This window comes from Paenibacillus sp. FSL H8-0259 (genome assembly GCF_037963255.1).
Lineage (GTDB): Bacteria > Bacillota > Bacilli > Paenibacillales > Paenibacillaceae > Paenibacillus_AQ > Paenibacillus_AQ phytohabitans.
The window spans coordinates 5732689-5755782 of sequence record NZ_CP150147.1 but is presented as its reverse complement, the minus strand read 5'-3'; the positions used below and the strand labels follow the sequence as shown (position 1 = coordinate 5755782).

The window sequence follows — 23094 nt, the reverse complement described above, 5'->3', positions numbered from 1 at the left end:
GCGGTAAGGAAAGACCGCCGGCTCAAGCCATAAACAAGGCGCTCACCCCCTGAACAGTATTTAGGGGGGAGCGCTTCTTGTGTATCATAATGATAAGCGTAGGCTGACAAACTTGAAGCCAATGCTTCCGAAGTGAGTTTGTACGAAGTGGTTTCACGGAAGAGTAGGCTAACAAACTTTAGGGAGGTGGACTATGCGGAGTAATTCCCTGTACCGCAAGTATTTTAAAGATAATATGTTTATGCGCTTCACCCTTATTGTCTCCTGTATCTTCATTGCAACGATTATTGCCTTCTCGTATCTGGTGCTGATGCTGATCTCGGATTCTGCGGTGCAGCGGCAGATGGATATCCAGCGCAAGACGATGGAGAGCATCAGCAACTATGTGGAGAACAAATACCAGTCCGTCCAGGATATGATGCGTGATGTCTACCGGGACGGGAGTCTGGCGAGCAACACCACATTTCTGCTGGAGCATCCCTTCGGCGAATATGTCGAGCACCGGCTGGACCGCTATCTGCTCGGGGATCAGACTACCTCTAACGCCGTACAGTATTTCCAGAACAAGATCGACGATGATCCCGATATCCGCAGCCTGATGCTGTACAGTGCCAATCAGCAGGTGATGTACTATTATGACAACCGCAGGCAGTTTGAACGGGTATCCACCAACGCGGCCCATTCCTTTGTCCCGGATTCGATGGTTCTGGATGAGGAGAGCCTGGTGTCCGTGCCGAATATTTGGGTGCTGAAGAGCATCGGCATGCAGAGAACCCCTATGTTCTCGGTGAAGATTCCCATTACCAATAAGTCATCGCTGCTCAATATCGGCCAGCTGCTGGTCTACTTCGATTCCGAATCGATCTGGCAGGCGATGAATAATTATAAGCAGGATTTCAAAGGCGAGATTCTTGTGCTCTCTGCCCAGAATGAAGTCATCTTTGACACTTCGGGTCAAGGGTACGGCCGCAAATATTTGCAGCTGCAAGGGGCGAACTCCGGGGAGGAAATCTCCATGGGCGGAATGCTGGTCACCAGCCTGACCCAGAGCCAGGCCGGCTACACGGTGGTCAGCCTGATCTCCAAGAAGGAGCTTGCCGAAACCTATAGCAGCGCACGCAATACTATTGTTACGATTGCCCTCGTCTGTATTCTGTTCGCCGTGCTGCTGCCGGCGATGTTTATTTCGAATTTTGCCAAACGGACGCACCGCATTATCCGCTTCACCCGCAAAGTGAAAAACGGGGATTTGAACACCCGGATTATAGACAACCGTGAGGATGAACTGGGCCAGATTGCCAAGAGCTTCAACAGCATGCTGGATGAACTGAACCAGTACATTGATCAGGTGTACAAAGCTGAAATCAAGCAGAAGCATACGGAAATCGCTACCCTGGAGGCAAGGGTGAATCCGCATTTTCTCTATAATACGCTGGAGGTTATACGGATGCGGGCTATTTCGAGCGGCGCGAAGGATGTGGGCGAGATGATCTACAGCCTGTCTGTGCTGTTCAAATCGTATGTCCGTCCGAAGGTGAAGTATACGTTCAAGGATGAGCTGGAAGCCTGCCGCATGTACCTGGAGCTGTTCCGGATCCGTTACAAGGACCGGTTCTCCTATACCATTGAATGCAGTAAAGAGCTGGAGCCTATTCCTGTACTCAAAATGTCCCTTCAGCCCGTGATCGAAAATTATATTCTGCACGGCATGCGCACCGGACAAACCGGCAACGTGATCAGCATCAGGGTCCATCCGGATGATCACAACAATATACGGGTTGTTGTCACGGACAACGGCCTGGGGATTGCCGGGGAGAAGCTGAACCAGCTCCGGCTGGGACTGGAGGATAACCGGGAATTGTCCGGATCAGAGTCGTTCGGGCTGCGGAGCATTCATGAGCGGTTAAGGCTGATGTACGGCAAGCCGTACGGGGTTGAGCTGGCCAGTGAAGCGGGGGCCGGAACCGAGGTCACTATTACTTTTCCATATCCCGTCAAGGAGGAGACAGATCATGTATAAGGTGTTTATTGTCGATGATGAGCCGTTCATTCTTAGCGGCCTGCAGGATATATTGGACTGGGAGCAGCTGGGCCTTACGATTGTGGGACAAGCCGAGAACGGGCAGGAGGCGCTGGAGCAGCTGCGGGAGGTGCCTGCGGATATTCTCATAACCGACATTTCCATGCCCGTGATGACCGGCCTGGAGCTGATCCGTGCGGTCCAGGAATTCCGTCCGGAGCTGAAGGTGGTTGTGCTGAGCGGATATGATGAATTCATGTATGTCAAAGAAGGCCTGGCTCTCGGGATTGAGAATTATCTGCTCAAGCCGATCAATCTGGAGGAATTCCAGAGCACGCTGGAGACGATTGCCGAGAAGCTGAATGTCTCCAGGCTGGATACAGAGTGGTCGGAGTATACGAACTCCGTACTGAAGGATAATGTGCTGCTCCGCTGGCTGCGGAAGCAGATTGACCCGGACGAACTGTCCGAACGGCTGAATCTCCTGGGCTTGTCAATCAGCAGCCGGTATGTGGAGGTTGCTCTGGTCCAGGCAGACCCGGAAACGGAAGCCTTCCGGAAGAATGCCGCCGCTCTCCTCGGTACCCGCGCTTCGTTCTTCATGTTCTGGGACTCGGACAATGATCTGGTGCTCATACATAATTTCGCGGACGAACGCAAAGGGAAGGAAGAGATGGCTTCCATTCTGGAGGAAATCACCGGCCTGGGCTCTCCCGGCCAGCGGCTGCGCGCTGCGGTTGGAGCCGTCATGGACGGGGTGCAGGCTGCTCCGGCCAGCTATGAGCAGGCGAAGCAGGCTCAGGAATTTCTGGAGATCTACCCGGAGCGCAGCCTGATCTATTATGAACAGCTGAAGGAGCGCAAGGAGGATATTGAAGCCGCTTTGCCGGAGGACTGGAGCGAGTATTCGAAATTAATTATGGCCAAGAATCTTCCGGCGCTGACCGAGCGGCTCGAATTGTATTTCTCTGCGAAATGTATGGAAGGGTTGACCCCTGAGCTGCTCCGGGAGATTTCCCTGGAATGGATTCTGTATTTCCGCATGCTGATTAAAGAGATCCGCAGTGAAATGGAGCGGGAGCTTATTGCGCAGGGGCTGAACGAGATCCACAGGGCGAATTCGCTGCCGGGTCTGTCCGCCGCAGTCATGCAGACGGCCGGAAGCATCATCGAACTGCTGGACCGTGAGCTGAAGAGTCCGGTTGTGAACCAGGTGCTGAATTACATTGAGAAATCCTACAGTGAGGATCTGTCACTGAAGAAGCTGGGCTTCATGTTTAATATTCACCCCGTGTATCTGGGCCAGCTGTTTCACAAAATGACCGGTGATTCCTTTGCAGAATATTTGAACCGTTACCGGATTGAGAAAGCAAAAGAGCAGCTTCGTTCGACAAACAACAAGGTACATGAGATCGCACGCAGTGTCGGCTACTGGGAAATGGGCTATTTTTATAAACAATTTAAGAAATACGTTGGCATCTCACCGACAGAATTCAAGGGGCTGCTCTAAGCAGCTCCTTATTGATAGATATATGTTATGTTTTGGGGTTAATTTCTTTATTTCATACCTGAATATATATAGTTTCTCTTCTATTTGAAAATGCTTTCATCTTATAAAGTAAAGGTATAGCTCATGGAAACCTGCAGCCGGGAAGGCCCGGCAGGCCTGGATTTCCGGACGGCTAATTAAAAGGGGGTACGGCAAATGAGTAAGAAAAAGAAACACTTCTCCTTGTTGTTGACAACGCTTTTAACCGTTTCACTGGCGCTTAGCGCATGTGGGGGGGACAGTAAGAACAATGCAGGCGGGGAAGCGGCTTCAGGAGGCAACAAAGCTGCCGAGTCTACGGAGAAACCTGTAGAGCTGATCTGGTACACTATCGGGCCACCGCAGAAGGATATGGATAAGGTGCTCACAGAAGTCAATAAATACACGCTTGAAAAAATTAACGCAACACTCGATATCAAAATGCTCGACTTCGGGGACTATACGCAAAAAATGCAGGTCATGGCTGCTTCGGGCGAGCCTATGGACATCCTGTTCACCTCTTCCTGGGCCTTCGATTATGTGCAGAATGCACGTAAGGGCGCGTTCCTGCAGCTCGATGATCTGCTGAAGAACCAGGGCAAGGGAATTGTGGACACTATTGATCCGGCGTTCCTGGAAGGCTCCAAGGTGGACGGCCATAACTATGCCATTCCTGCCAATAAAGAGCTTCCGGCTCAAGAAGTCTTCCGCTTCAACAAAGAGCTGCTGGACAAATACAAGCTGGATCTGACCAGCGTGAAAACGATGGCCGATCTGGAGCCGCTGCTCAAAACCATCAAGGAAAACGAGCCTGGAGTGACCCCGTACGCTATGGTCAAGGACTTCATGCCGATTATGCCATTTGACTATGTGATCGAGAAGATGCCGATGGCTGTATATATGGACACCAAGGACTACAAGGTCATCAACATCCTTGAGACTCCTGAAATCAAGGAAGCGCTTAAGACCGTCCGCAAATTCTATCAGGCGGGTTACATCTCTCCTGAAGTAGCCACTACATCTTCGGTGGATGACTTGTACAAAGCCGGCAAATGGTTTACTGACCGTGCCTCCACCCAGCCGATGGCCGACAATCTGTGGTCAGTAAGCTACGGGTATCCGGTTGTGTCGACACCAGCCAGTCAGCCTTATATCTACAACTGGTCCGTCATGGGCTCCATGCAGGCGATCTCCGCCAACTCTGAGTATCCTGAGAAAGCCATGGAATTCCTGAACCTGCTGAATACAGACCCTGTATTGCGCAACATGATTGACTCAGGCATCGAGGGCGTACATTACGAGAAAATCAGCGACAACATGATCAAGAATCTCCCGGATGCGAAGAACTACGATATGCCGACGTTCTCCCTGGGCAACATTATGATCAACTATCTGAATGAAGGCGACCCTGAGAACAAATGGGAAGAATTCAAGAAGTTCAATGATGCCGGTATCAATGCACCACTGCTTGGCTTCAACTTCGATACTTCCAAGGTGACGAACGAAATCGCCGCCGTTCAGAACGTGAAGGAAGAATTCTGGGCACCGCTGATGACCGGATCTGTAGATTCGGAAGAGTACCTGACCAAGGCCAATGAGAAATTAAAAGCCGCCGGTCTGGATAAAATCATCGCAGAAGCCCAATCACAGATCGACGCCTGGAAAGCAGCGAACAATAAGTAGCATTCAATTCAAGACCGGGCGGGTGATTAGACTTGGCCTGGTCTTTTTGTATCAACGGAAGAACTTTCCGGCATAGGAGGAACTAAGAGTATGGGGAAAATAGGGAAGTCCGCCAAAGATGTGTTGAAAAATAAAGTGCTGCTGTTTATGGTTCTCCCGGGCACGCTGTGGTTTTTATTCTTCTCCTACCTGCCGATGGTGGGTACGGTAATTGCATTTAAGGAGTATCGCTTCAGCCGGGATGGCTTCTGGGCCAGCATCATCAACAGCAAATGGGTCGGCTGGGATAATTTCAAGTTTCTGTTCAGCACCAATGATGCCTATCTGATCACACGCAATACTCTTTTATACAATATAGCCTTCATTGTCCTTGGCTTGATCCTGTCAGTGCTGCTGGCGGTGGTGCTGTCCGAGATAGCCAACAAGAAGCTTGCCAAGCTCTATCAAACAGGCATGTTCCTGCCATACTTTCTGTCCTGGGTCGTTGTGGGATACTTCGCGTTCAGCTTCCTTAGCTCGGAGCGGGGGCTGCTCAACGCAATGTTCGGCAGCAATATTTCCTGGTACTCGGAATCGAAATACTGGCCGTTCATTATTATATTCGTATTTCTATGGAAGGCCGTCGGTTATAACAGCGTGGTCTATCTCGCCGCAATTATGGGTATAGACAAGTCCCTCTATGAAGCGGCCATGATCGACGGGGCGAGCAAATTCCAGCAGATCCGCGGTATTACGCTGCCGATGCTGAAGCCGATCATCACCATTATGACCTTGCTTGCTATAGGGAAGATATTTTATGCCGACTTCGGGCTGTTCTATCAGGTGCCGAGAGATTCGGGGACGCTCTACAGTGTGACCAACGTAATCGATACGTATGTGTACCGTGGACTCAAGACTACCGGCGAGATTGGAATGAGTACGGCTGCAGGCTTATATCAATCGGTGGTTGGGTTCGTTCTGGTGCTTACCTCCAATTACATCGTGCGTAAATTCGATAAGGACAGTGCATTATTCTAGGGAAAAAGAAGGAAAGTGAGGTCATCCAAATGTCTGCTAATGCTAATCCTGTGAAATCGCGCGATTTTCACCGGCTGTCGTCCGTGTGGAATATCATCTTCAACTGTATTGCCGGAGGCTTTGCCATACTGTGTATCTTCCCGTTCCTGTTCGTAGTCCTCATCTCCTTCACTGACGAAGGGGCGCTTGCGCGGGACGGCTATCAGTTAATCCCGGCCAAATGGAGTCTGGAAGCCTACAAATATGTATTTGGCTCAGGGGACACGCTGCTCCGTTCCTATGGGGTAACCATTGCCGTAACGGTCATTGGCACGCTTGTCAGCCTGATCATTATTTCACTTTATGCCTATGCCATTTCACGTAAAAGCTTCAAATACCGCAATTTCTTCGCGTTTTTTGCGTTTTTCACCATGCTGTTTAACGGCGGGCTGGTTCCTACCTATATTGTGGTGACACAGATGCTGGGTCTAAAGGACACCATTTGGGCGCTGGTGCTGCCGCTGGCCGTTAATGCTTTTTACATTATGATCCTGCGGACCTTCTACATTACCAGCGTGCCGGATGCCCTGATTGAGTCGGCCAAAATTGACGGCGCCGGAGAGTTCCGCACCTTCCTGGGAATCGTGCTGCCGCTGTCCTTGCCGGGCCTCGCTACGATCGGGCTGTTCAGCACCCTGGGGTACTGGAATGACTGGTTCAATGCCCTGCTCTATATTGATAATCCGAATCTGGTGCCGCTGCAGTCGATGCTGATGCGGATTGAGACCAGTATGCAGTTCATTATGCAGAATTCGCAGAACAGTTCATTAAGTCTGGAAGCCCTCCGCAACATGCCGCAGGATACCTCGCGTATGGCGATGGTGGTACTGGCTACCGGGCCGATTATTTTTGCGTATCCGTTCTTCCAGCGTTACTTCATCCAGGGTCTTACCGTGGGTGCCGTTAAAGAATAGGAGTACAACAGGAGAAAGGGTGTGGGAGCCAAAATGTTATATAAAGACTCTGCGAAGCCCGTCAAGGAGCGGACTGAACATCTGCTGGGGCTGATGACGCCGGAAGAGAAGGTTGGCCAGCTCGTTCAGCTATTCGGGTGGCAGACCTATGATCATACAGAAGGAACGATAGAACTGACAGAAGACTTCAAACGCCAGATCCGCGAAGGCGGCATCGGCGCATTATATGGCACACTGCGGGCAGATCCCTGGACAGGGGTCACCCTGGAGAGCGGACTTGGGGCGCGGGCCGGAGCCGAAGCGGTGAATACCATCCAGCGTTATGTGCTGGAGCATTCCAGGCTGGGCATCCCGCTGCTGATCGGTGAAGAATGCTCGCATGGGCATATGGCGATCGGGGCGACGGTATTTCCGGTTCCCCTGCTGATTGGCAGCACTTGGAATGTCGATCTGTACCGGGAGATGTGCCGGGCAGTAGCTTTGGAGACCCGGGCTCAAGGCGGTGCAGTTACGTATTCGCCTGTGCTTGATGTGGTGCGTGATCCGCGCTGGGGCCGGACCGAGGAATGCTACGGGGAAGACCCGTATCTCATAGGCGAATTCGCCGTAGCTTCTGTGGAAGGACTACAGGGCGACCGGCTTGACAGCGGGTCCAGTGTCGGGGCGACACTGAAGCATTTTGTCGCTTACGGCAGCTCGGAAGGCGGCAGGAATGCAGGTCCGGCGCATATCGGCAAGCGGGAGCTGCTGGAGGTCGATATGTACCCGTTCCGCAAAGCGGTGGAAGCCGGTGCGGTATCCATCATGCCAGCCTATAACGAGATTGACGGAGTGCCTTGCACAACCAATCAGGAGCTGCTGGAGGATATCCTGCGCGGCGAATGGGGCTTCAAGGGCATGGTCATTACCGATTGCGGCGCTATCGACATGCTGGCCTCGGGCCATGATACAGCGGACGGCGGGGAAGACGCGGCTGTGCAGGCGCTCCAGGCCGGGATAGATATGGAGATGTCCGGCGTCATGTTCGGAGGCTATCTGCTGGAGGCGCTCCGTTCCGGGCGGCTGGATGAGAAGCTGGTGGATCAAGCGGCTGCACGTGTGCTGGAGCTGAAGTTCCGGCTGGGCCTGTTCGAACAGCCGTTTGCCGATCCGGACCGGGCAGAGCAGGTGATCGGCAGCCCGGAACATGCGGAGCTGGCACGGAGCATTGCGGCAGAAGGAATTGTCCTGCTGAAGAATAATGGCATCCTCCCCTTGTCTGCGGGCACAGGAAAAGTGGCTGTCATCGGACCCAATGCGGATACCGGCTATAATCAGCTCGGGGATTACACCTCCCCGCAGCCGCGTGACCGGGTGGCGACGGTGCTGGCCGGAATACGGGCCAAGCTCTCCGCTGAGCCGGAGCGGGTACGTTATGCGCCCGGCTGCCGGATCAAAGACGGTTCCACCGAGGGATTCGAATCCGCGCTTCAGGCAGCGGCTTGGGCGGATACGATTGTACTCGCACTGGGCGGGTCGAGCGCCAGAGACTTTGGCGAGGGCAGCATTGATCTGCGGACCGGAGCCTCGAAGGTGACAGAGAATGAGCTTAGCGATATGGATTGCGGTGAGGGCATCGACCGGATGTCGCTTCATTTGTCCGGCGTTCAGCTGGAGCTGCTGAAGGAGCTGAAGACGCTCGGCAAGCCGGTGGTAGTCGTATATATCAACGGCCGTCCTATTGCCGAGCCCTGGATCGATGAGCAGGCGGATGCCATTCTGGAAGCCTGGTATCCCGGGCAGGAGGGCGGCCATGCCATTGCGGACATCCTGTTCGGCGATGTGAATCCGTCCGGCAGGCTGACCCTCTCGCTCCCGCTGGATGTAGGACAACTGCCCGTCTATTATCTGGGCAAACGTTCACGGGGTGTACGTTATCTTGAAGGGGATTCGCAGCCGCGTTATCCCTTCGGCTTCGGGCTCAGCTATACCGAATTCAGCTATAGCGGGCTGCAGGTAGAGCCTGCTGAAATCCAGGCGGACGGAAGTGCTGAAGTTACGGTGGAAGTGGAGAATACAGGCTTACGCGGAGGCGCGGAGGTCGTTCAGTTATATATTTCCGACCGGGTCAGTAAGGTGACCAGACCGGCCAAGGAATTGAAGGGCTTCCGGAAGATTTACCTGGAACCGGGAGAGAAGCAGACGGTCACTTTCAGGCTCAGTGCAGAACACTTGAGCTATATCGGGGCGGAGTACAAGCGGGTCGTTGAACCGGGGAGCTTCCGGATCGGAGTAGGAAGGAACGTCAACGATACGCTCGATATAGAGCTTGCCGTCATGGAGGATTAGGGATGGAACGATTAAATACGGAACGAATAGACAGGTTTATCCGTGAATGTTCACAAGCGCAATGGCTGGAATATCGGGCGATTGAAGACTGGAAGGTCTTCTCCACAACCTACCGGCAGCCGGGGCAGTATGACGAATTACAGCCGTATTCGGGCAGCGAAGCCTTCGGATTGTTCCCGAGCGTACAGGGAACGACTTATATGTTCCGCACGGCGCTTGATATTCCGGCGGACTGGACGGGTGCGGACACAGGGATCATCTTCCACTCCGGCGGAGAAGGGCTGCTGCGTGTAGGCGGAGCTTCCCGGCAGGGGCTGGACCGCAATCATACCTTCGTTTCACTTGACCCTGTTGCCGACGGAAGAAACCCGGAGCTTGAGATCGAACTCTACGATCCGGTTCCCGAGCCGGATGATCCGCTGAACAAGCAGGCGGTGATTCAGCCGCCGGTCCGGTCTATAACCGCTGCGCTCGTCAGGGTTAACCTGCCGGTGCAGTCGCTGATGTATACCGTTACCGTGATCCGTGATTCGGCGCTGCTGCTGCCGGAACAGGATTTCCGGCGTGTCCGTATCCTGGAGGCGCTGTATCAGGCGATGGATGCGTATGTGTCTATGGGACCTGAGAATGGACGGGACGGCGGCAGGATCAGAGACATTGAGCAGGCGCTGACCGGGAAAGTCCGGGAAATCGGCGGCAACAGCGAAGGCTTCATCCATATGGTCGGGCAGTCGCATATCGATATTGCCTGGTTATGGCCCACGAGGGAAACTGTTCGCAAGACCAGCCGGACCTTCTCGACGGTTCATGCGCTGATGGAGGAATACCCGGAGTACCGCTACGCCCAGAGCCAGCCGCAGCTGTTCGCTTATCTGAAGGATAATGATCCTGAATTGTACGCGAAGGTGAAGGCGCGGATTCTTGAAGGGCGCTGGGAGCTTGTTGGCGGTATGTGGGTGGAGCCGGATCTGAATATTCCAAGCGGGGAATCCCTGATGCGGCAGATGCTGTATGGGCAGCGGTTCTATCAGGAGGAATTCGGACGGCAATCCGAGATTGAATGGCTGCCGGACACCTTCGGGTATTGCGCTTCCCTGCCGCAGATTCTGAAGCATGGCAAGGTCCGCTATTTCATGACGACCAAACTCGGCTGGAATGATACGAATCTGTTCCCTTATGATTTGTTCCACTGGGTAGGCATCGACGGAACGGCACTTCTGTCTTATATGAACCACGGAGTGAATGAGAGTACGCTGCCGAAGGATATTCATGAGCACTGGCAGTCTTACCGTGAAAAAGCCGTGCACAGCGAACAAATGCTGCTGTACGGACACGGGGACGGGGGCGGCGGAGTGACCCGGGAGATGCTTGAATATCTCTCGCGCTCCGAGCTCATGGTGGGCCAGCCAGCCTCCGGCTACAGTACGGCGGCAGATTTCTTCGCAGGCATCGAGCAGGCGAAGCCTGAGCTGCCGGTCTGGCAGGGCGACCTCTATCTGGAGCTGCACCGGGGAACCTATACCACACATGCCCGGAACAAGCGCAATAACCGCAAGGCCGAGATTCTGTACAGGGAAGCGGAACTATGGCAGACGCTGGCCGGACACCAGCTGCAGCCGCAGCAGCGGGAAGAGATCGGGGAGGACCTGAATGAAGGCTGGAAGCTGATTCTGCTTAACCAGTTCCATGATATTATTCCCGGCTCGTCGATTCCCGAGGTCTATCAGACTTCGGACAAGGAGTATCAGAGCATCTTCGCTCTTGGAGATAGCAGCCTAAAGTCGGTTATGGAGGCCGCCGTATCGGATATCGATACCCGTGGAGAGGGCCAGCCTTATGTCGTCCTGAACGGTCTGGGCTGGGCCCGGGATATGGTGGTTGAGCTCCCGGCTGCCGGAGACGGAGCGGATAACACTGCTGCCGCCGTATATGACCGGAAAGGAATGCGGCTGGCCGCGGAGCCGGTTACAGCAGACGGGCCAGCTGCTCTCCGCGTGCGGGTGCCGGAGGTTCCGGCATTCGGGTATGTTACCGTGTGGCTGAGAGATGAGGAACAGCCAGCGTTGCGCGAAGATGGCGGAGTTGACGGTAGCGGCGGGGTTGGCAGAGATAGCGGAGATATGCCGACACCGATTGAAGCATCTAATGAAGCTTCGGTTGCAGCTTCGTTCGGCCAGGACTGGGAGACGGAATATTACCGGCTCCGGTTCAATGAACAGGGCGAGATCATCAGCCTGTACGATAAGGAAGCCGGGCGTGAGATTGTCAAGGCCGGAGAGCGGCTGAACCGGTTGCATTTCTTCCATGACCGCCCTATCCTATGGGATGCCTGGGATATAGACAGCCGGTATGAGGAGCAGCCTGCCGGAGAAGCTGTTCTGCTGGAGCAGAAGCTGCTGTCCTCAGGCCCTGTCTGCGATGTGCTGTACTTCCGCTGGAGCATCGGCCAATCCGAAATAGAGCAGGAGCTGATCCTGTATCACAGTGACCGGCGGATTGACTTCAAGACGAAGGTCCAATGGAATGAAGCCCATAAGCTGCTGAAGGTCGGCTTCCCGGTAGATGTAGTAACCAGCAAGGCGACCTATGAGATCCCGTTCGGCGCGCTGGAACGGTCAACGCACCGCAACACCAGCTGGGAGCAGGCGCAATATGAAGTCTGCGGGCACCGCTATGCCGATGTGTCTGAGCATGACTATGGTGTCAGCCTGCTGAATGACTGCAAATACGGCTATGACACGCAGGGCAGCACGATCCGTCTGTCGCTGCTGCGCGCGCCGCGCTGGCCGGATCATTCCGCGGATCTGGGCACACATGCATTCACGTATTCACTGTATCCGCATACCGGAGACTGGCGCGGGGCGCATACCCTCCGTAAAGCCGCTGAGCTGAATCACACTTCCTATGCGGTTGCCTGTAATTCAAGTGCAGGACAGCTGCCGCCTTCAGGCTCATTCCTCCCCTATGACGGGAAGCAGGTTATCCTGGATACAGTCAAATTGGCGGAAGACGGAAGCGGCAGTATTCTGCGGCTGTATGAATCCGCTGGCGGACGCGAGACCGTCAAGCTCGGCTGGCCGCTGCCGCATTCAGCGGTATACCTGTCCAATGCACTGGAAGAAGAGGCAGAGCTGCTGGCGGAAGAGGCGGGAGAGCTGACGCTAGACTTCCACCCGTTCGAGATCAAGACCCTGAAAATTATTCATTCTAAATAGATTGAACTTGAAAAATACAGACAGGGAAAAGTGGCGGAGGAGAATTTTGGCACTGTAGGAGCGTCAGCGTCCGCCTTTGTCACCGGATTTCCACCGCGATTAGCGGTTAAAAATCAAGAAATCTGGGGACAACAGCGGCCGGAGGGCCAAACATTCTCTGGAGTCACGGCAATCCCAGAACAGAAAACTTACAAGTACAATCTATATAGCTTCAGTTCAGCTACCCTATAGATTAAGCCGAAGGAGACTATCACCTTGGAACAATTCAGACTTCCCCAGATTCAAATGCCGGAGCTGCCGCTCCCGTCATCCATTCAGGCCGTATTGGCCGAGGCCGAAGAGAAGCTGGCCCACCGGCCCAAGCTGCAGCGCCTGTTCCGGAACTGCTTCCCGAACACACTGGAGACTACTACCAAGCTGCTTGACGATGGAACCACATTTGTCATTACGGGCGATATCCCGGCCTGTTGGCTCCGCGATTCGGTCGAGCAGGTGATTCAATATGTGCCTTTTGCCGCCAAAGATGCTGAGCTGCAGCGTATGATCGGCGGGCTGATCAAGCGTCATACGCAATATGTGCTGATTGATCCTTACGCCAACGCGTTCAACGAAACGGCTAACGACTGGCACTGGAATGCCGGGGATGTGACGGAGATGTCGCCCTGGGTGTGGGAGCGCAAGTTCGAGATTGACTCGCTGTGCTTCGTGATCCGGCTGGCCCATGCCTATTGGGAGGAGACGAAGCGAACGGATATCTTCACGGCTGATTTCAAAAAAATGCTGCGCACCATTACCGATCTCTTCAAGCGGGAGCAGCATCATGCGGAACAATCCCCGTACCGCTTCACCCGGAACAACGGGATTATGGAGGATTCGATCCGGGGCGGCGGTCTCGGCATGCCGGTCAACTACACAGGGATGATCTGGTCCGGCTTCCGCTCCAGCGACGATGCCTGCGATTTCCATTACAACATTCCGGGGAATATGTTCGCTGTGGTGGCTCTGCGCCAGATGCAGGATTTCGCCGAGTGGGTGTTCCGCGATCTGGATTTCCTGGCCGAGCTGAAGGCGCTGGAGCAAGAGGTGGATCACGGCATCAAGCTGTACGGTATCTATCGCCACCCTGAATTCGGGCCGATCTATGCGTACGAAACAGACGGCTACGGCAATTACTGCCTGATGGATGACGCCGGAACACCGGGCCTGATGTCCATTCCGTACCTCGGGTATTTGAAGAATGACGATCCCATCTATCAGAATACTAGACGTTTTGCGCTGAGCAGCGAGAATCCGTTCTATTACGAAGGCCAAGCCGCCAAGGGCATCGGCAGTCCGCATACCCCTCCGGGTTATATCTGGCATATGGCGCTGTCCATGCAGGGAATCACGGCAAATAGTAAAGAAGAGAAGCTGGCGGTGATTGCCATGCTCGAAGCAACGGACGCGGATACCGGCTATATGCATGAAGGCTTCCTGGCCGACGATCCGTCGGTGTTCACCCGCAAGTGGTTCGCCTGGTCGAATAGCCTGTTCTCCCAGCTGGTCTGGCGGGCGCTGCAGGAAGGGATTCTCTAGGTCCGGCCTGCATGGATACAGAATACAGGAAGCTAATTATGATTGTGTAAAGCACTTTTTCATATACAAAGGAGACCTGAGCATGAATACAATTATTGGAGAAACATTGTCAAATATCCCTTGGCAGGAGAAACCGGCGGACAGCAACGCGCCTGTATGGAGATATTCCGCCAACCCGATCATTAAGCGGGATGCGATCCCGAACTCGAACAGTGTGTTTAATTCGGCGGTCATTCCCTTTGAGGGCGGCTTCGCCGGCGTGTTCCGCTGTGATTCCAAATCGGTCAGCATGGACATCTTTGCCGGGTTCAGCGAGGACGGGGTGAACTGGAAGATCAACCATGAGCCTATAGAATTCGAGGGCGATGAAGAGATTATCAAACGGGAATACCGCTACGATCCCCGGGTATGCAAGATCGATGACCGTTACTATATTTCCTGGTGCAACGGCTATCACGGGCCGACGATTGGACTGGCGTATACGTTTGATTTCAAGACGTTCCATCAGCTGGAGAATGCCTTCCTGCCGTATAACCGGAACGGGGTGCTGCTTCCGCGCAAGATCGGCGGCAATTATGCCATGCTCAGCCGTCCAAGCGATACCGGGCATACTCCGTTTGGCGATATCTTTTACAGCGAGAGTCCTGACCTTACCTTCTGGGGCAAGCACCGCTATGTGATGGGCACGGTGAACGGCGATGCCTCCGCCTGGCAGTCCAAGAAGATTGGCCCGGGTCCGATTCCGATTGAGACCGATAAGGGCTGGCTGCTGATCTACCACGGCGTAATCAACACCTGCAACGGGTTTGTCTACCGCATGGGCTGCGCGCTGCTCGATCTGGATCAGCCATGGAAGGTGAAAGCCCGCTCACGCAACTATATTCTCGGCCCTGAAACCTTGTACGAATGTGTGGGCGATGTGCCGAATGTGACCTTCCCCTGCGCGGCTTTGACGGATGCGGCTACAGGACGGATTGCCATCTACTACGGTTGTGCAGATACGGTTACGGGTCTGGCCTTCACCACCGTGGACGAATTGCTTAACTATATGGAGGAATATCCTCTGGAGACTGAGGTGTAACAGCCATGGACAAACAACAAACGGCGCATATCATCTCCCATACGCACTGGGACCGGGAATGGTATCTTCCTTATGAACGCCATCATCTCCGGCTGATCCGGCTGGTCGACAGCCTGCTGGACACGCTGGAGCAGAATCCGGGATTCCGGAGCTTCTTCTTCGACGGACAGACGATCATTATCGAAGATTATTTGCAGGTCCGCCCGGAGAACCGGGAACGGCTGGAACGCCATATCCGTGAAGGACGGATCTATATCGGGCCTTGGTATATCCTGCAGGATGCCTTCCTGACCAGTCCGGAAGCCAATGTGCGCAATCTGCAGATCGGGCATCAGGACGCGGGAGTCTACGGGGAGGTATCGAAGATCGGCTATTTCCCCGACACCTTCGGCCTGACCGGACAAATTCCGCAGCTCATGGTACAGGCCGGAATCACCAATGCCTTCTTCGGGCGCGGGGTGAAGCCGACAGGCTTCAACAATACGGTCTCTAGCGACGGCTATGAATCCTCGTTCTCGGAGCTGGTCTGGGAAGGGCCGGACGGATCCAAGGTGCTGGGCATCCTGTTCGCCAACTGGTATTCGAACGGCAATGAGATCCCAGCCGGGGAGGAGGAGGCGAAGACCTTCTGGGAGCGCAAGCTGGCAGATGCGAGGCAGTATGCGGCCACGGATCAGCTGCTGTTCATGAACGGCTGCGATCATCAGCCGCTGCAGACCGATCTGCCGGAGGCCATCCGCACCGCGGAGCAGCTGTACCCGGAGATATCCTTCGTTCATTCAAACTTTGCCGATTATATTAAGGCTGTGCAGCACTCTCTTGCCGGCCGCAGCCTCTCCACGGTTAAGGGCGAGCTGCGAAGCCAGCGTACTGACGGCTGGGGGACACTGGTTAATACAGCGTCCGCCCGGGTGTACCTGAAGCAGCTGAACCAGCGGGGCCAGGCGCTGCTGGAGAAGGTAGCCGAGCCGCTGGCCGTTATCGCCAGGCTGCACGGCGGAGAGTATCCGCAGCATTTGTTGACCTACGCGTGGAAGACACTGCTGCAGAACCATCCGCATGATTCCATCTGCGGCTGCAGTGTGGATGAAGTGCACCGGGAGATGGTAACCCGGTTCGACAAGAGCCGTCACACCGCCGAAGGCATCGTGGCGGACAGCATGCAGGCGATCACCGGAGCGGTGGACACATTGGGCTTCGCCGCGTATGGTGAAGCTGCTATTCCGCTCGTTGTGATGAATACAAGCGGCTGGAGCCGCACGGGTACAGTCAGCGTGGAGCTGGACGCAGCCCGGCTGTATCTGCGCGAAGGCCACACGCTTGAAGAGACCGCCCGCCGGATGAAGGCGGTTGACCTGGGCGGACGGGTCCTGGTGGATGAACTAGGCAACGAAGTGCCTTGTACGATTCAGGACCTGGGGCTGTCATTCGGCTATGATCTGCCGGATGACCGGTTCCGGCAGCCGTACAGCTGCCGCAAGGTGCAGCTGATCTTCGAAGCGGCGGATGTGCCAGCGCTGGGGCTGCGCACTTATGCCTGGGTCCGCCCGCTGGCTGGGGCCGCTGCCGGTCAATCCGGCCAAGGCATAGCAGGGTCCGCCGCAGCGGGTGGTGCCGCAACGAACGGGACGGAGCCTCGGGCAGGTGCCGGGGCCTCAGCGTCGCTTGTCCACGGCGGACGGATACTGGAGAACGAATCGCTGCGGGTTGAGATTATGGCCGACGGTTCCTTCACGCTGGAGCATAAGCCAAGCGGCAAAGTATACCGTGATCTCGGTGTCTATGAGAATACCGGGGACATCGGCAACGAATATATGTACAGACAGCCTGCGGGGGAAGTTCCGCTGACTACCCGGGGGCTGACGGCTGATATCCGCATCATAGAAGATGCGCCATACCGGGCATCTATAGAGATCGTCCATGAATGGGAGATTCCGGCTTCCGCCGATGCCGTGCTGGAAGAAGAACAGCGTGCGCTGGTCTATTATCCGGAGCGGCAGGCGCAGCGCTCAGCGGACAAGGTTCTGCTTAAGCTACGGACAGTGTTAAGGCTGGAACGCAGCGGCAAAGGCCTGGAAGTCAAAAGTTATATCCATAATACGGCGAAGGATCACCGTCTGCGGATGCTGTTCCCTGCAGATCTGGCCGCAGCTTCCCACCGTGTAGACTCGATGTTCGAGCTGGCGGAGCGGCCGAATGAACCGGCGCCGGAGTGGCTGAACCCGAGCAATGCGCAGCATCAGCAGAGTTTTGTGGATGTGGCGGAGGAGCATGCGGGGCTTACGGTCGCTAATCTCGGACTCCATGAATATGAAATACTGCGTGACGGCCGCAACACCATCGCCATTACCCTGCTCCGCTGCGTCGGGGAGATGGGCGACTGGGGCTGGTTCCCTACGCCGGAAGCCCAGTGCCAGGGGGAACATACGGCGGAGCTGCTGCTTATTCCGCACAGCGGGGACGCGGTAGCTTTTGGTGCCGCGGCTGCGGCCTACCAGTTCCAGATTCCCTGGACCTGCGCCCAGGCGGAGGTTCATACAGGAACCATTCCAGCCGTGTACTCGGCTGTCCGCTGGAGCGGCACGGCTGCCGCCTTCTCTTCGCTCAAGATGAACGAAGAGAGCGGGGATCTGCTGCTCCGCTGGTTCAACATGACGGGCCAGCCTTGTGAACTGAAGCTGGAAACAGACCTGCCGGCAACGGGCTTCTACACATCAAATGTGCTGGAAGCTAAGGTTGCGGATGTTGAGGCTGAGACTGGGCGGCTGGAGCGAGGCGGAGCAAATACGCTTCGGCTTCAGCTGGGCGGACATGAAATACTGACCGTTGGCATCCGGCTTGACTGACCAAGGATGAGGTAGAAGTAGAAGCAGAAGTAGAAGTAGAAGTAGAAGTAGAAGTAGAAGTAGAAGTAGAAGTAGAAGTAGAAGTAGAAGTAGAAGTAGAAGTAGAAGTAGAAGCAGGAGGTGACCCTCAGATGGATAGGCTAAGCAGTGATCAGAGTCCGTTCCCGGGTGTGCAGCAGTATATGAAGGCCTCTCAGGGGCAATGGAGACTGTCAGCACAATCCCGGGTTAGGATTGTAGACAATATCAGATCAGAGGGAAACAGGGTTCTGAATGATACGATTTTCATTGTTCTATCGGAATATGCAGACAGTCTGGCTCCATCCGGCCATCTCCTGTCTGTACTTTATGGAGAGTGTGAGACACCGTCTTCTGGAGATATTGTCATTGAATTGAACGACAGCGGAGCGGGCGGTGGTATGGACAGCCGGGAAGGTTATGTCATTGAAATCGGCGAGTTTGTCCACATCAAGGCCCCAAGCGAAACTGCTGTGATGTATGGATTGCGGACGGTGATACAGCTGCTGTTGGCTGACGGCTTCATGCCGTACGGTAGAATCACCGATTACCCTGTGATGCCGGAGCGGGCGCTGCATATTGACATCGGGCGGAAGTTCTATACCGCCGAATGGATCATGGAGAGGATCAGGGAGATGTCCCGGCTTAGACTGAATACGCTGCAGCTGCATTTCTCCGAGAATGAAGGCTTCAGGCTGATGAGCGAGAGCCATCCTGAGGTAATGTCGGACGAATATTTAACCAAGCAGGAAATGAAGGCGATTATTCATACGGCTGCAAGATATCATATTGCTGTTATTCCTTCATTGGATTCGCCGGGCCATCTGGGACAAGCCCTGCGGACACATCCGGACTGGCTGCTTAAGAATTCAGCGGGAGCCGTTGCCCCGGGCGCGCTGGATATTACGAATGCCGCTGCGCGGCAATTCGTGCTGGAGCTGATCGACGAATACGCGGAGTTATTTGCCGGAAGCACGCATTTTCATATCGGCGGCGATGAGTTTATCAACTTCGGGCAGTTCGGGGAATATCCCCAGCTTGAGCAGTATGCCCGGGATGTTCTGAACATCGGCGGCGGGACGGGTGTGGACACTTATATTGACTACCTTAACGGTGTGGCTGAACATCTGGAGTCCAAGGGGTGGATCGTCCGCGCCTGGAACGATGGACTGTACCGTGGGGATCAGATCCAGAGAATAACGCCTAAATCCTCCATCCAAATTACGTATTGGACGAAATGGCATGAAATGATGGCCCCGGTTGAAGAGATCATTGCGCAGGGACATCAGGTGATTAATTTCAACGATGCCTACTTTTATTACGTACTGGGTGAGCATGCAGGCTATACGTATCCAACAGGAGAGAAAATCTGCAATTCATGGCATCCGGGGTTGTTCCCGCAGCGGTCCGGCGGAGCGAAGCAGGAATATCCCGCGGGTTCTTATCCGCGTGAGTTAATCGGCTGTTCCTTCTCCATCTGGAGCGACAAGCCGGAAGCGCAGACCGAAGCAGAAGTGGCAGTCGGAATCCGCGGGCCGCTTAGCGCTATGGCGGAGAGAGCGTGGCTGGGGAAGCAGAAGCTGGCCGGTTACGCGGAGGGTAGCGAACGAAGTCAATAGTTGAAAAAAAGTGCTGTCCCAAAGCCGAAAGGCTAGTAGGGGCAGCTTTTTTCATTGTTGAGAAACTACACTGTTGGGGGAATGATACTGGTTGAGAAACCGCACTATGAAATTCCGTCGAGGACTCAAACCCTCGAGTGAAGCGGACTGAGAATCCGTTATATCTCTCAAAAGCCTTAAAATCTGGGTGAACCGGAGAATCGCTTATCTTGTTTATTCGAGCCTGAAATGGAGGGAATTCGTCCATATAAGCGATTCTGAGTCCGTTTAGCTACTGAATCCGCCTGATTTGCTCCAATAGCGGATTCTCAGTCCTCCTAGCTGGCTGTGGAGTCGGAGTCATAATGAGTACGCCAAGTATCAGTTGGGAAAATGAATACCGGTGGGCTCACCTTGTTCACCAAACAGGTCATTGTTCCTCCGCATAATTCAAGCCTAATTGATAGGCCTGGTTAAGCAGCAGCTCATAATGCCGGGGATTAGAATCTAAGGTTGTCTCGTATAGAAACTCAACCCTGGAATTGGAGATACCGCAATAATCAGCGATTCCTACATTGAGCAGGTGGGCAATTGTTTCATCATAGTTGCGCTTGCGCATCTGTTCCCGCGAAACGCCGGCCAGACCCATCCACAACACCTGCTGATGATGAAGCTGGTTCTTGCCATATGCAAATCCGTTGTTCCACACCCGGTCGATATAACCTTTCAGCATGGCCGGCAAATGCCACCACCAGACGGGGAAAATAAAGGCCAGGGCATCATGCTCCTTCATCCGCTTCATTTCCCTCTCCACCTCAGGTGAGAAGGATTGCTCCTCAAGGGACATGTCAGGCTCATCTACTCCTTGCAAAAGAGGATCAAAGCCAATCCCGTGCAAATCCAATATCTCATAGCTATGTCCGGCCTCCGTAAGACCTTGTGCAAAACGGCGGGAAACCGCAAAGGTCAGGGAATCTTGTCTTGGATGCGATACAACGATTAATACGTTCATGCTAGTATCTTCACTACCTTTCTGAACCGCCAATTTGTAGCCATGATCAGTGGCTGATGCTATTATAAACAGGAATAAAAGAGTCTGGAAGTACGCACTTTCATGTTCTATAGGATGAGAAAGGTACCATAGGTACATTGAAGTGCCCTACACCCGATAGTATATTTCCGGTATATACACAGCCTTTTGACGGAGGAATAAGTAATGACAGAACAGAGTGATAATAGCACTCCAAAGAAATATAAAGTCGGAGTAGAAGTGGCATTAGAAGTCATGGGCGGGAAATGGAAGCCTCTAATCATCTATCATTTGATGACAGGCTGCAAACGAACATCCGAGCTGCGGCGGCTAATCCCCGGCATTACACAAAAAATGCTGACCACCCAGCTAAGAGGCCTGGAAAAGGATGAGATTATTGCCCGGAAAATATTTAAAGAAATCCCGCCTAGAGTGGAGTATGAATTAACGGCCTACGGATGGGGATTAAAGCCCGCGCTGGACCTTTTATGTTACTGGGGAGAGGATCACCTGGACAAGGTTTATGGTGATAAATCCAAGGTCTTGGAAGAGTTTTAAGCTGTGTGAGGGGAGGACCGTCAGACCTGATAAGGGGATGGCGGTTTTTCTATTAGCTCGTGACCGGTATGGCAGCCTATGCAAAGTTACCTTAAGGAATTCATTGCCTATCTCCCTGGAATTTCAGGGTGTATGATTCTATTATCAGATGCGCAGCTGGTATATTCTAGTGTATGGGAAAAGGTGAGATGAACATGGGGAAAGATAATTTTCTTAAATCGCTGCTGTCTGACAAGGTGAATATGACACCGAAGGGGTTTGTTGCCGAGCAGCTAAGTGCGGCGGAGTTCGCGGAATGCCATGAGTTATTTTTTGACCAGTTGCTGGAGATTTCTTCATCTGATATATCGGGCATAGCAGGCTACGGCTGGCTGGATGAGGAGGGCAAGACGGAATTTGCCACCTGCCGGGAGTTCCTGACAGAGACATTCTCGGAGAAGAGAGAGGGCTACTGGTTCAACTGGCGGGAGATGTTCGAGACCACCGTGCTGGACCGTGACTTCTTCGAACAGTACTATAAGGAAATGGAAGACCGTATCCATTATTGCGAAGGCCAGCGTTACCTGGTTTATAATAATGCGTACTTCAAAAATATGATCACAGACGGCCGGGCAGTGCTTGGTTTCCCGGATTGGAGCAAGTGCGGCATTTTCGATTGTCTGGTAGATGTCGCTAATATGGATCTGAATAAGCCTTACTTCAAGATCCCGGAGCTGTTCAAGGAATACTGCAAGAGAAGGAATATCATCATCCCTGATTTCAAGGAACGGTTCTTATGCATGGCGTATTACAGAGGAATCGATACCTTGCGCTGGCATGCCTCTATCGATGATGAGTGCTCCTGCGAAGCCATAGTTAAATCCATAAGTGAGCTGAAGGACCGCATCTATGCCCTTTAGCCCCGCAGAAGGTGGCTGAGAGTATGAAATATGAGCATGCCGGCGATGTGATCCCGGAGGAGTTATTAAAGGAAGTCCAGAAATATGCGGCAGGAAGGCTGCTGTATTTCCCGGCCGGGGATGAGAAGAAGGCCTGGGGCGAGTCGAACGGGTACAGAGAGCAGCTGCAAAAGCGTAATCTGATGATTCGTAACAAGTATGCGCATGGAGTGACGATTGCGGAAATTGCCGACGAGTATTATTTATCCCTGGATACGGTCAAGAAGATCATCTACTCGAAGAAAAACGACCGGCACTTAACGTATGCTCCGACTGTGGAGTCGGCTGTACGGTACATGGATGCCGGAATGATCGAAGAATGGATTCAGTGTTATTTGCTGCTCACCCGCAAGGCCTTAACCGGGCAGGAAGAATCCGGAAAGCAAGAGAAGCAAGAGAAGCTGTACTTCGGAGTCGTTAAATTTCCGCTGCGGCTTATAGGGCGTGATGAGCTTACGGGCAGCAATAATGACCCGGCTCATGTACAAGATGAGGATGCAGCAGCATTCCCTCCGCTGGTGATCGAGTATACAGAAGGCAAATTTCATTGCCCTGTCCAACAGGAAATACTGGCTGCACTTAAGCAGCGTAAGGTAAATGCTTATCCGGCGGTCATCGGGATGAATGGCAGTGACGATTATCGGCGGTTCATGAAATACTACGGAACTGTGCTCCATTACGTTAATGATGTTGAAGGTTGAGGTTG

The 23094-nt window shown here is 53.8% G+C and carries 15 protein-coding genes; 14 read left to right on the top strand and 1 reads right to left on the bottom strand.

Annotation, left to right across the window (positions count from 1 at the left end; translation table 11 throughout):
• Nucleotides 1-193 precede the first annotated feature (193 nt).
• The 11 genes from NSU01_RS24900 (at nucleotide 194) to NSU01_RS24850 (ending at nucleotide 19883) form a co-directional block, all read left to right on the top strand.
• Nucleotides 194-2020 (top strand): sensor histidine kinase, encoded by a 1827-nt coding sequence (locus NSU01_RS24900; protein ID WP_042138939.1) that lies wholly within the window; start codon nucleotides 194-196, stop codon nucleotides 2018-2020.
• Nucleotides 2013-3530 (top strand): response regulator transcription factor, encoded by a 1518-nt coding sequence (locus tag NSU01_RS24895; RefSeq protein WP_042138938.1) that lies wholly within the window; start codon nucleotides 2013-2015, stop codon nucleotides 3528-3530. Before NSU01_RS24900 ends, NSU01_RS24895 begins: the two co-directional genes overlap by 8 nt.
• A 195-nt stretch (nucleotides 3531-3725) precedes the next feature.
• The gene (locus tag NSU01_RS24890) at nucleotides 3726-5231 is read left to right on the top strand and encodes an ABC transporter substrate-binding protein (RefSeq protein WP_042138937.1); all 1506 of its coding nucleotides are present in this window, start codon (nucleotides 3726-3728) and stop codon (nucleotides 5229-5231) included.
• Nucleotides 5232-5321: 90 nt separating this feature from the next.
• Nucleotides 5322-6248, top strand: a complete 927-nt coding sequence (locus NSU01_RS24885; protein ID WP_042138936.1) for an ABC transporter permease subunit — start codon at nucleotides 5322-5324, stop codon at nucleotides 6246-6248.
• Between the two features lie 29 nt (nucleotides 6249-6277).
• Nucleotides 6278-7201: a carbohydrate ABC transporter permease gene (locus NSU01_RS24880; protein ID WP_042138935.1), complete on the top strand. Its 924-nt coding sequence runs from the start codon at nucleotides 6278-6280 to the stop codon at nucleotides 7199-7201.
• A 33-nt stretch (nucleotides 7202-7234) separates the two neighbouring features.
• The gene (locus NSU01_RS24875; protein ID WP_076244691.1) at nucleotides 7235-9529 is read left to right on the top strand and encodes a glycoside hydrolase family 3 N-terminal domain-containing protein; all 2295 of its coding nucleotides are present in this window, start codon (nucleotides 7235-7237) and stop codon (nucleotides 9527-9529) included.
• Between the two features lie 2 nt (nucleotides 9530-9531).
• Nucleotides 9532-12744 (top strand): alpha-mannosidase, encoded by a 3213-nt coding sequence (locus tag NSU01_RS24870; RefSeq protein WP_076244570.1) that lies wholly within the window; start codon nucleotides 9532-9534, stop codon nucleotides 12742-12744.
• A 255-nt stretch (nucleotides 12745-12999) separates the two neighbouring features.
• The gene (locus NSU01_RS24865; protein WP_076244572.1) at nucleotides 13000-14319 is read left to right on the top strand and encodes a glycoside hydrolase family 125 protein; all 1320 of its coding nucleotides are present in this window, start codon (nucleotides 13000-13002) and stop codon (nucleotides 14317-14319) included.
• Between the two features lie 82 nt (nucleotides 14320-14401).
• Nucleotides 14402-15400, top strand: coding sequence for a glycoside hydrolase family 130 protein (locus tag NSU01_RS24860; RefSeq protein ID WP_042138933.1), 999 nt, complete (start codon nucleotides 14402-14404; stop codon nucleotides 15398-15400).
• A gap of 5 nt (nucleotides 15401-15405) precedes the next feature.
• On the top strand, nucleotides 15406-18246 hold the full coding sequence (locus NSU01_RS24855; protein WP_076244574.1) for an alpha-mannosidase: 2841 nt from the start codon (nucleotides 15406-15408) through the stop codon (nucleotides 18244-18246).
• A gap of 131 nt (nucleotides 18247-18377) precedes the next feature.
• Complete coding sequence (locus NSU01_RS24850; protein ID WP_076244576.1) at nucleotides 18378-19883, top strand: glycoside hydrolase family 20 protein; 1506 nt, start codon at nucleotides 18378-18380, stop codon at nucleotides 19881-19883.
• Nucleotides 19884-20292: 409 nt separating this feature from the next.
• Here NSU01_RS24850 and NSU01_RS24845 read toward each other — a convergent pair whose 3' ends face one another.
• Entirely contained in the window at nucleotides 20293-20874 is a 582-nt protein-coding gene (locus NSU01_RS24845) for an NAD(P)H oxidoreductase (RefSeq protein ID WP_076244578.1), read from the bottom strand.
• Nucleotides 20875-21078: 204 nt separating this feature from the next.
• Between NSU01_RS24845 and NSU01_RS24840 the strand changes: the two genes are divergently transcribed.
• The 3 genes from NSU01_RS24840 to NSU01_RS24830 all read left to right on the top strand — a co-directional run bounded on the left by NSU01_RS24840 (nucleotide 21079) and on the right by NSU01_RS24830 (nucleotide 23089).
• On the top strand, nucleotides 21079-21450 hold the full coding sequence (locus NSU01_RS24840; protein ID WP_076244580.1) for a helix-turn-helix domain-containing protein: 372 nt from the start codon (nucleotides 21079-21081) through the stop codon (nucleotides 21448-21450).
• Between the two features lie 194 nt (nucleotides 21451-21644).
• A complete protein-coding gene (locus NSU01_RS24835) occupies nucleotides 21645-22349 on the top strand; it encodes a hypothetical protein (protein WP_076244582.1) in 705 nt (234 codons plus the stop codon).
• 23 nt (nucleotides 22350-22372) lie between these two features.
• Nucleotides 22373-23089, top strand: coding sequence for a CD3324 family protein (locus NSU01_RS24830; RefSeq protein ID WP_076244584.1), 717 nt, complete (start codon nucleotides 22373-22375; stop codon nucleotides 23087-23089).
• Nucleotides 23090-23094 lie beyond the last annotated feature (5 nt).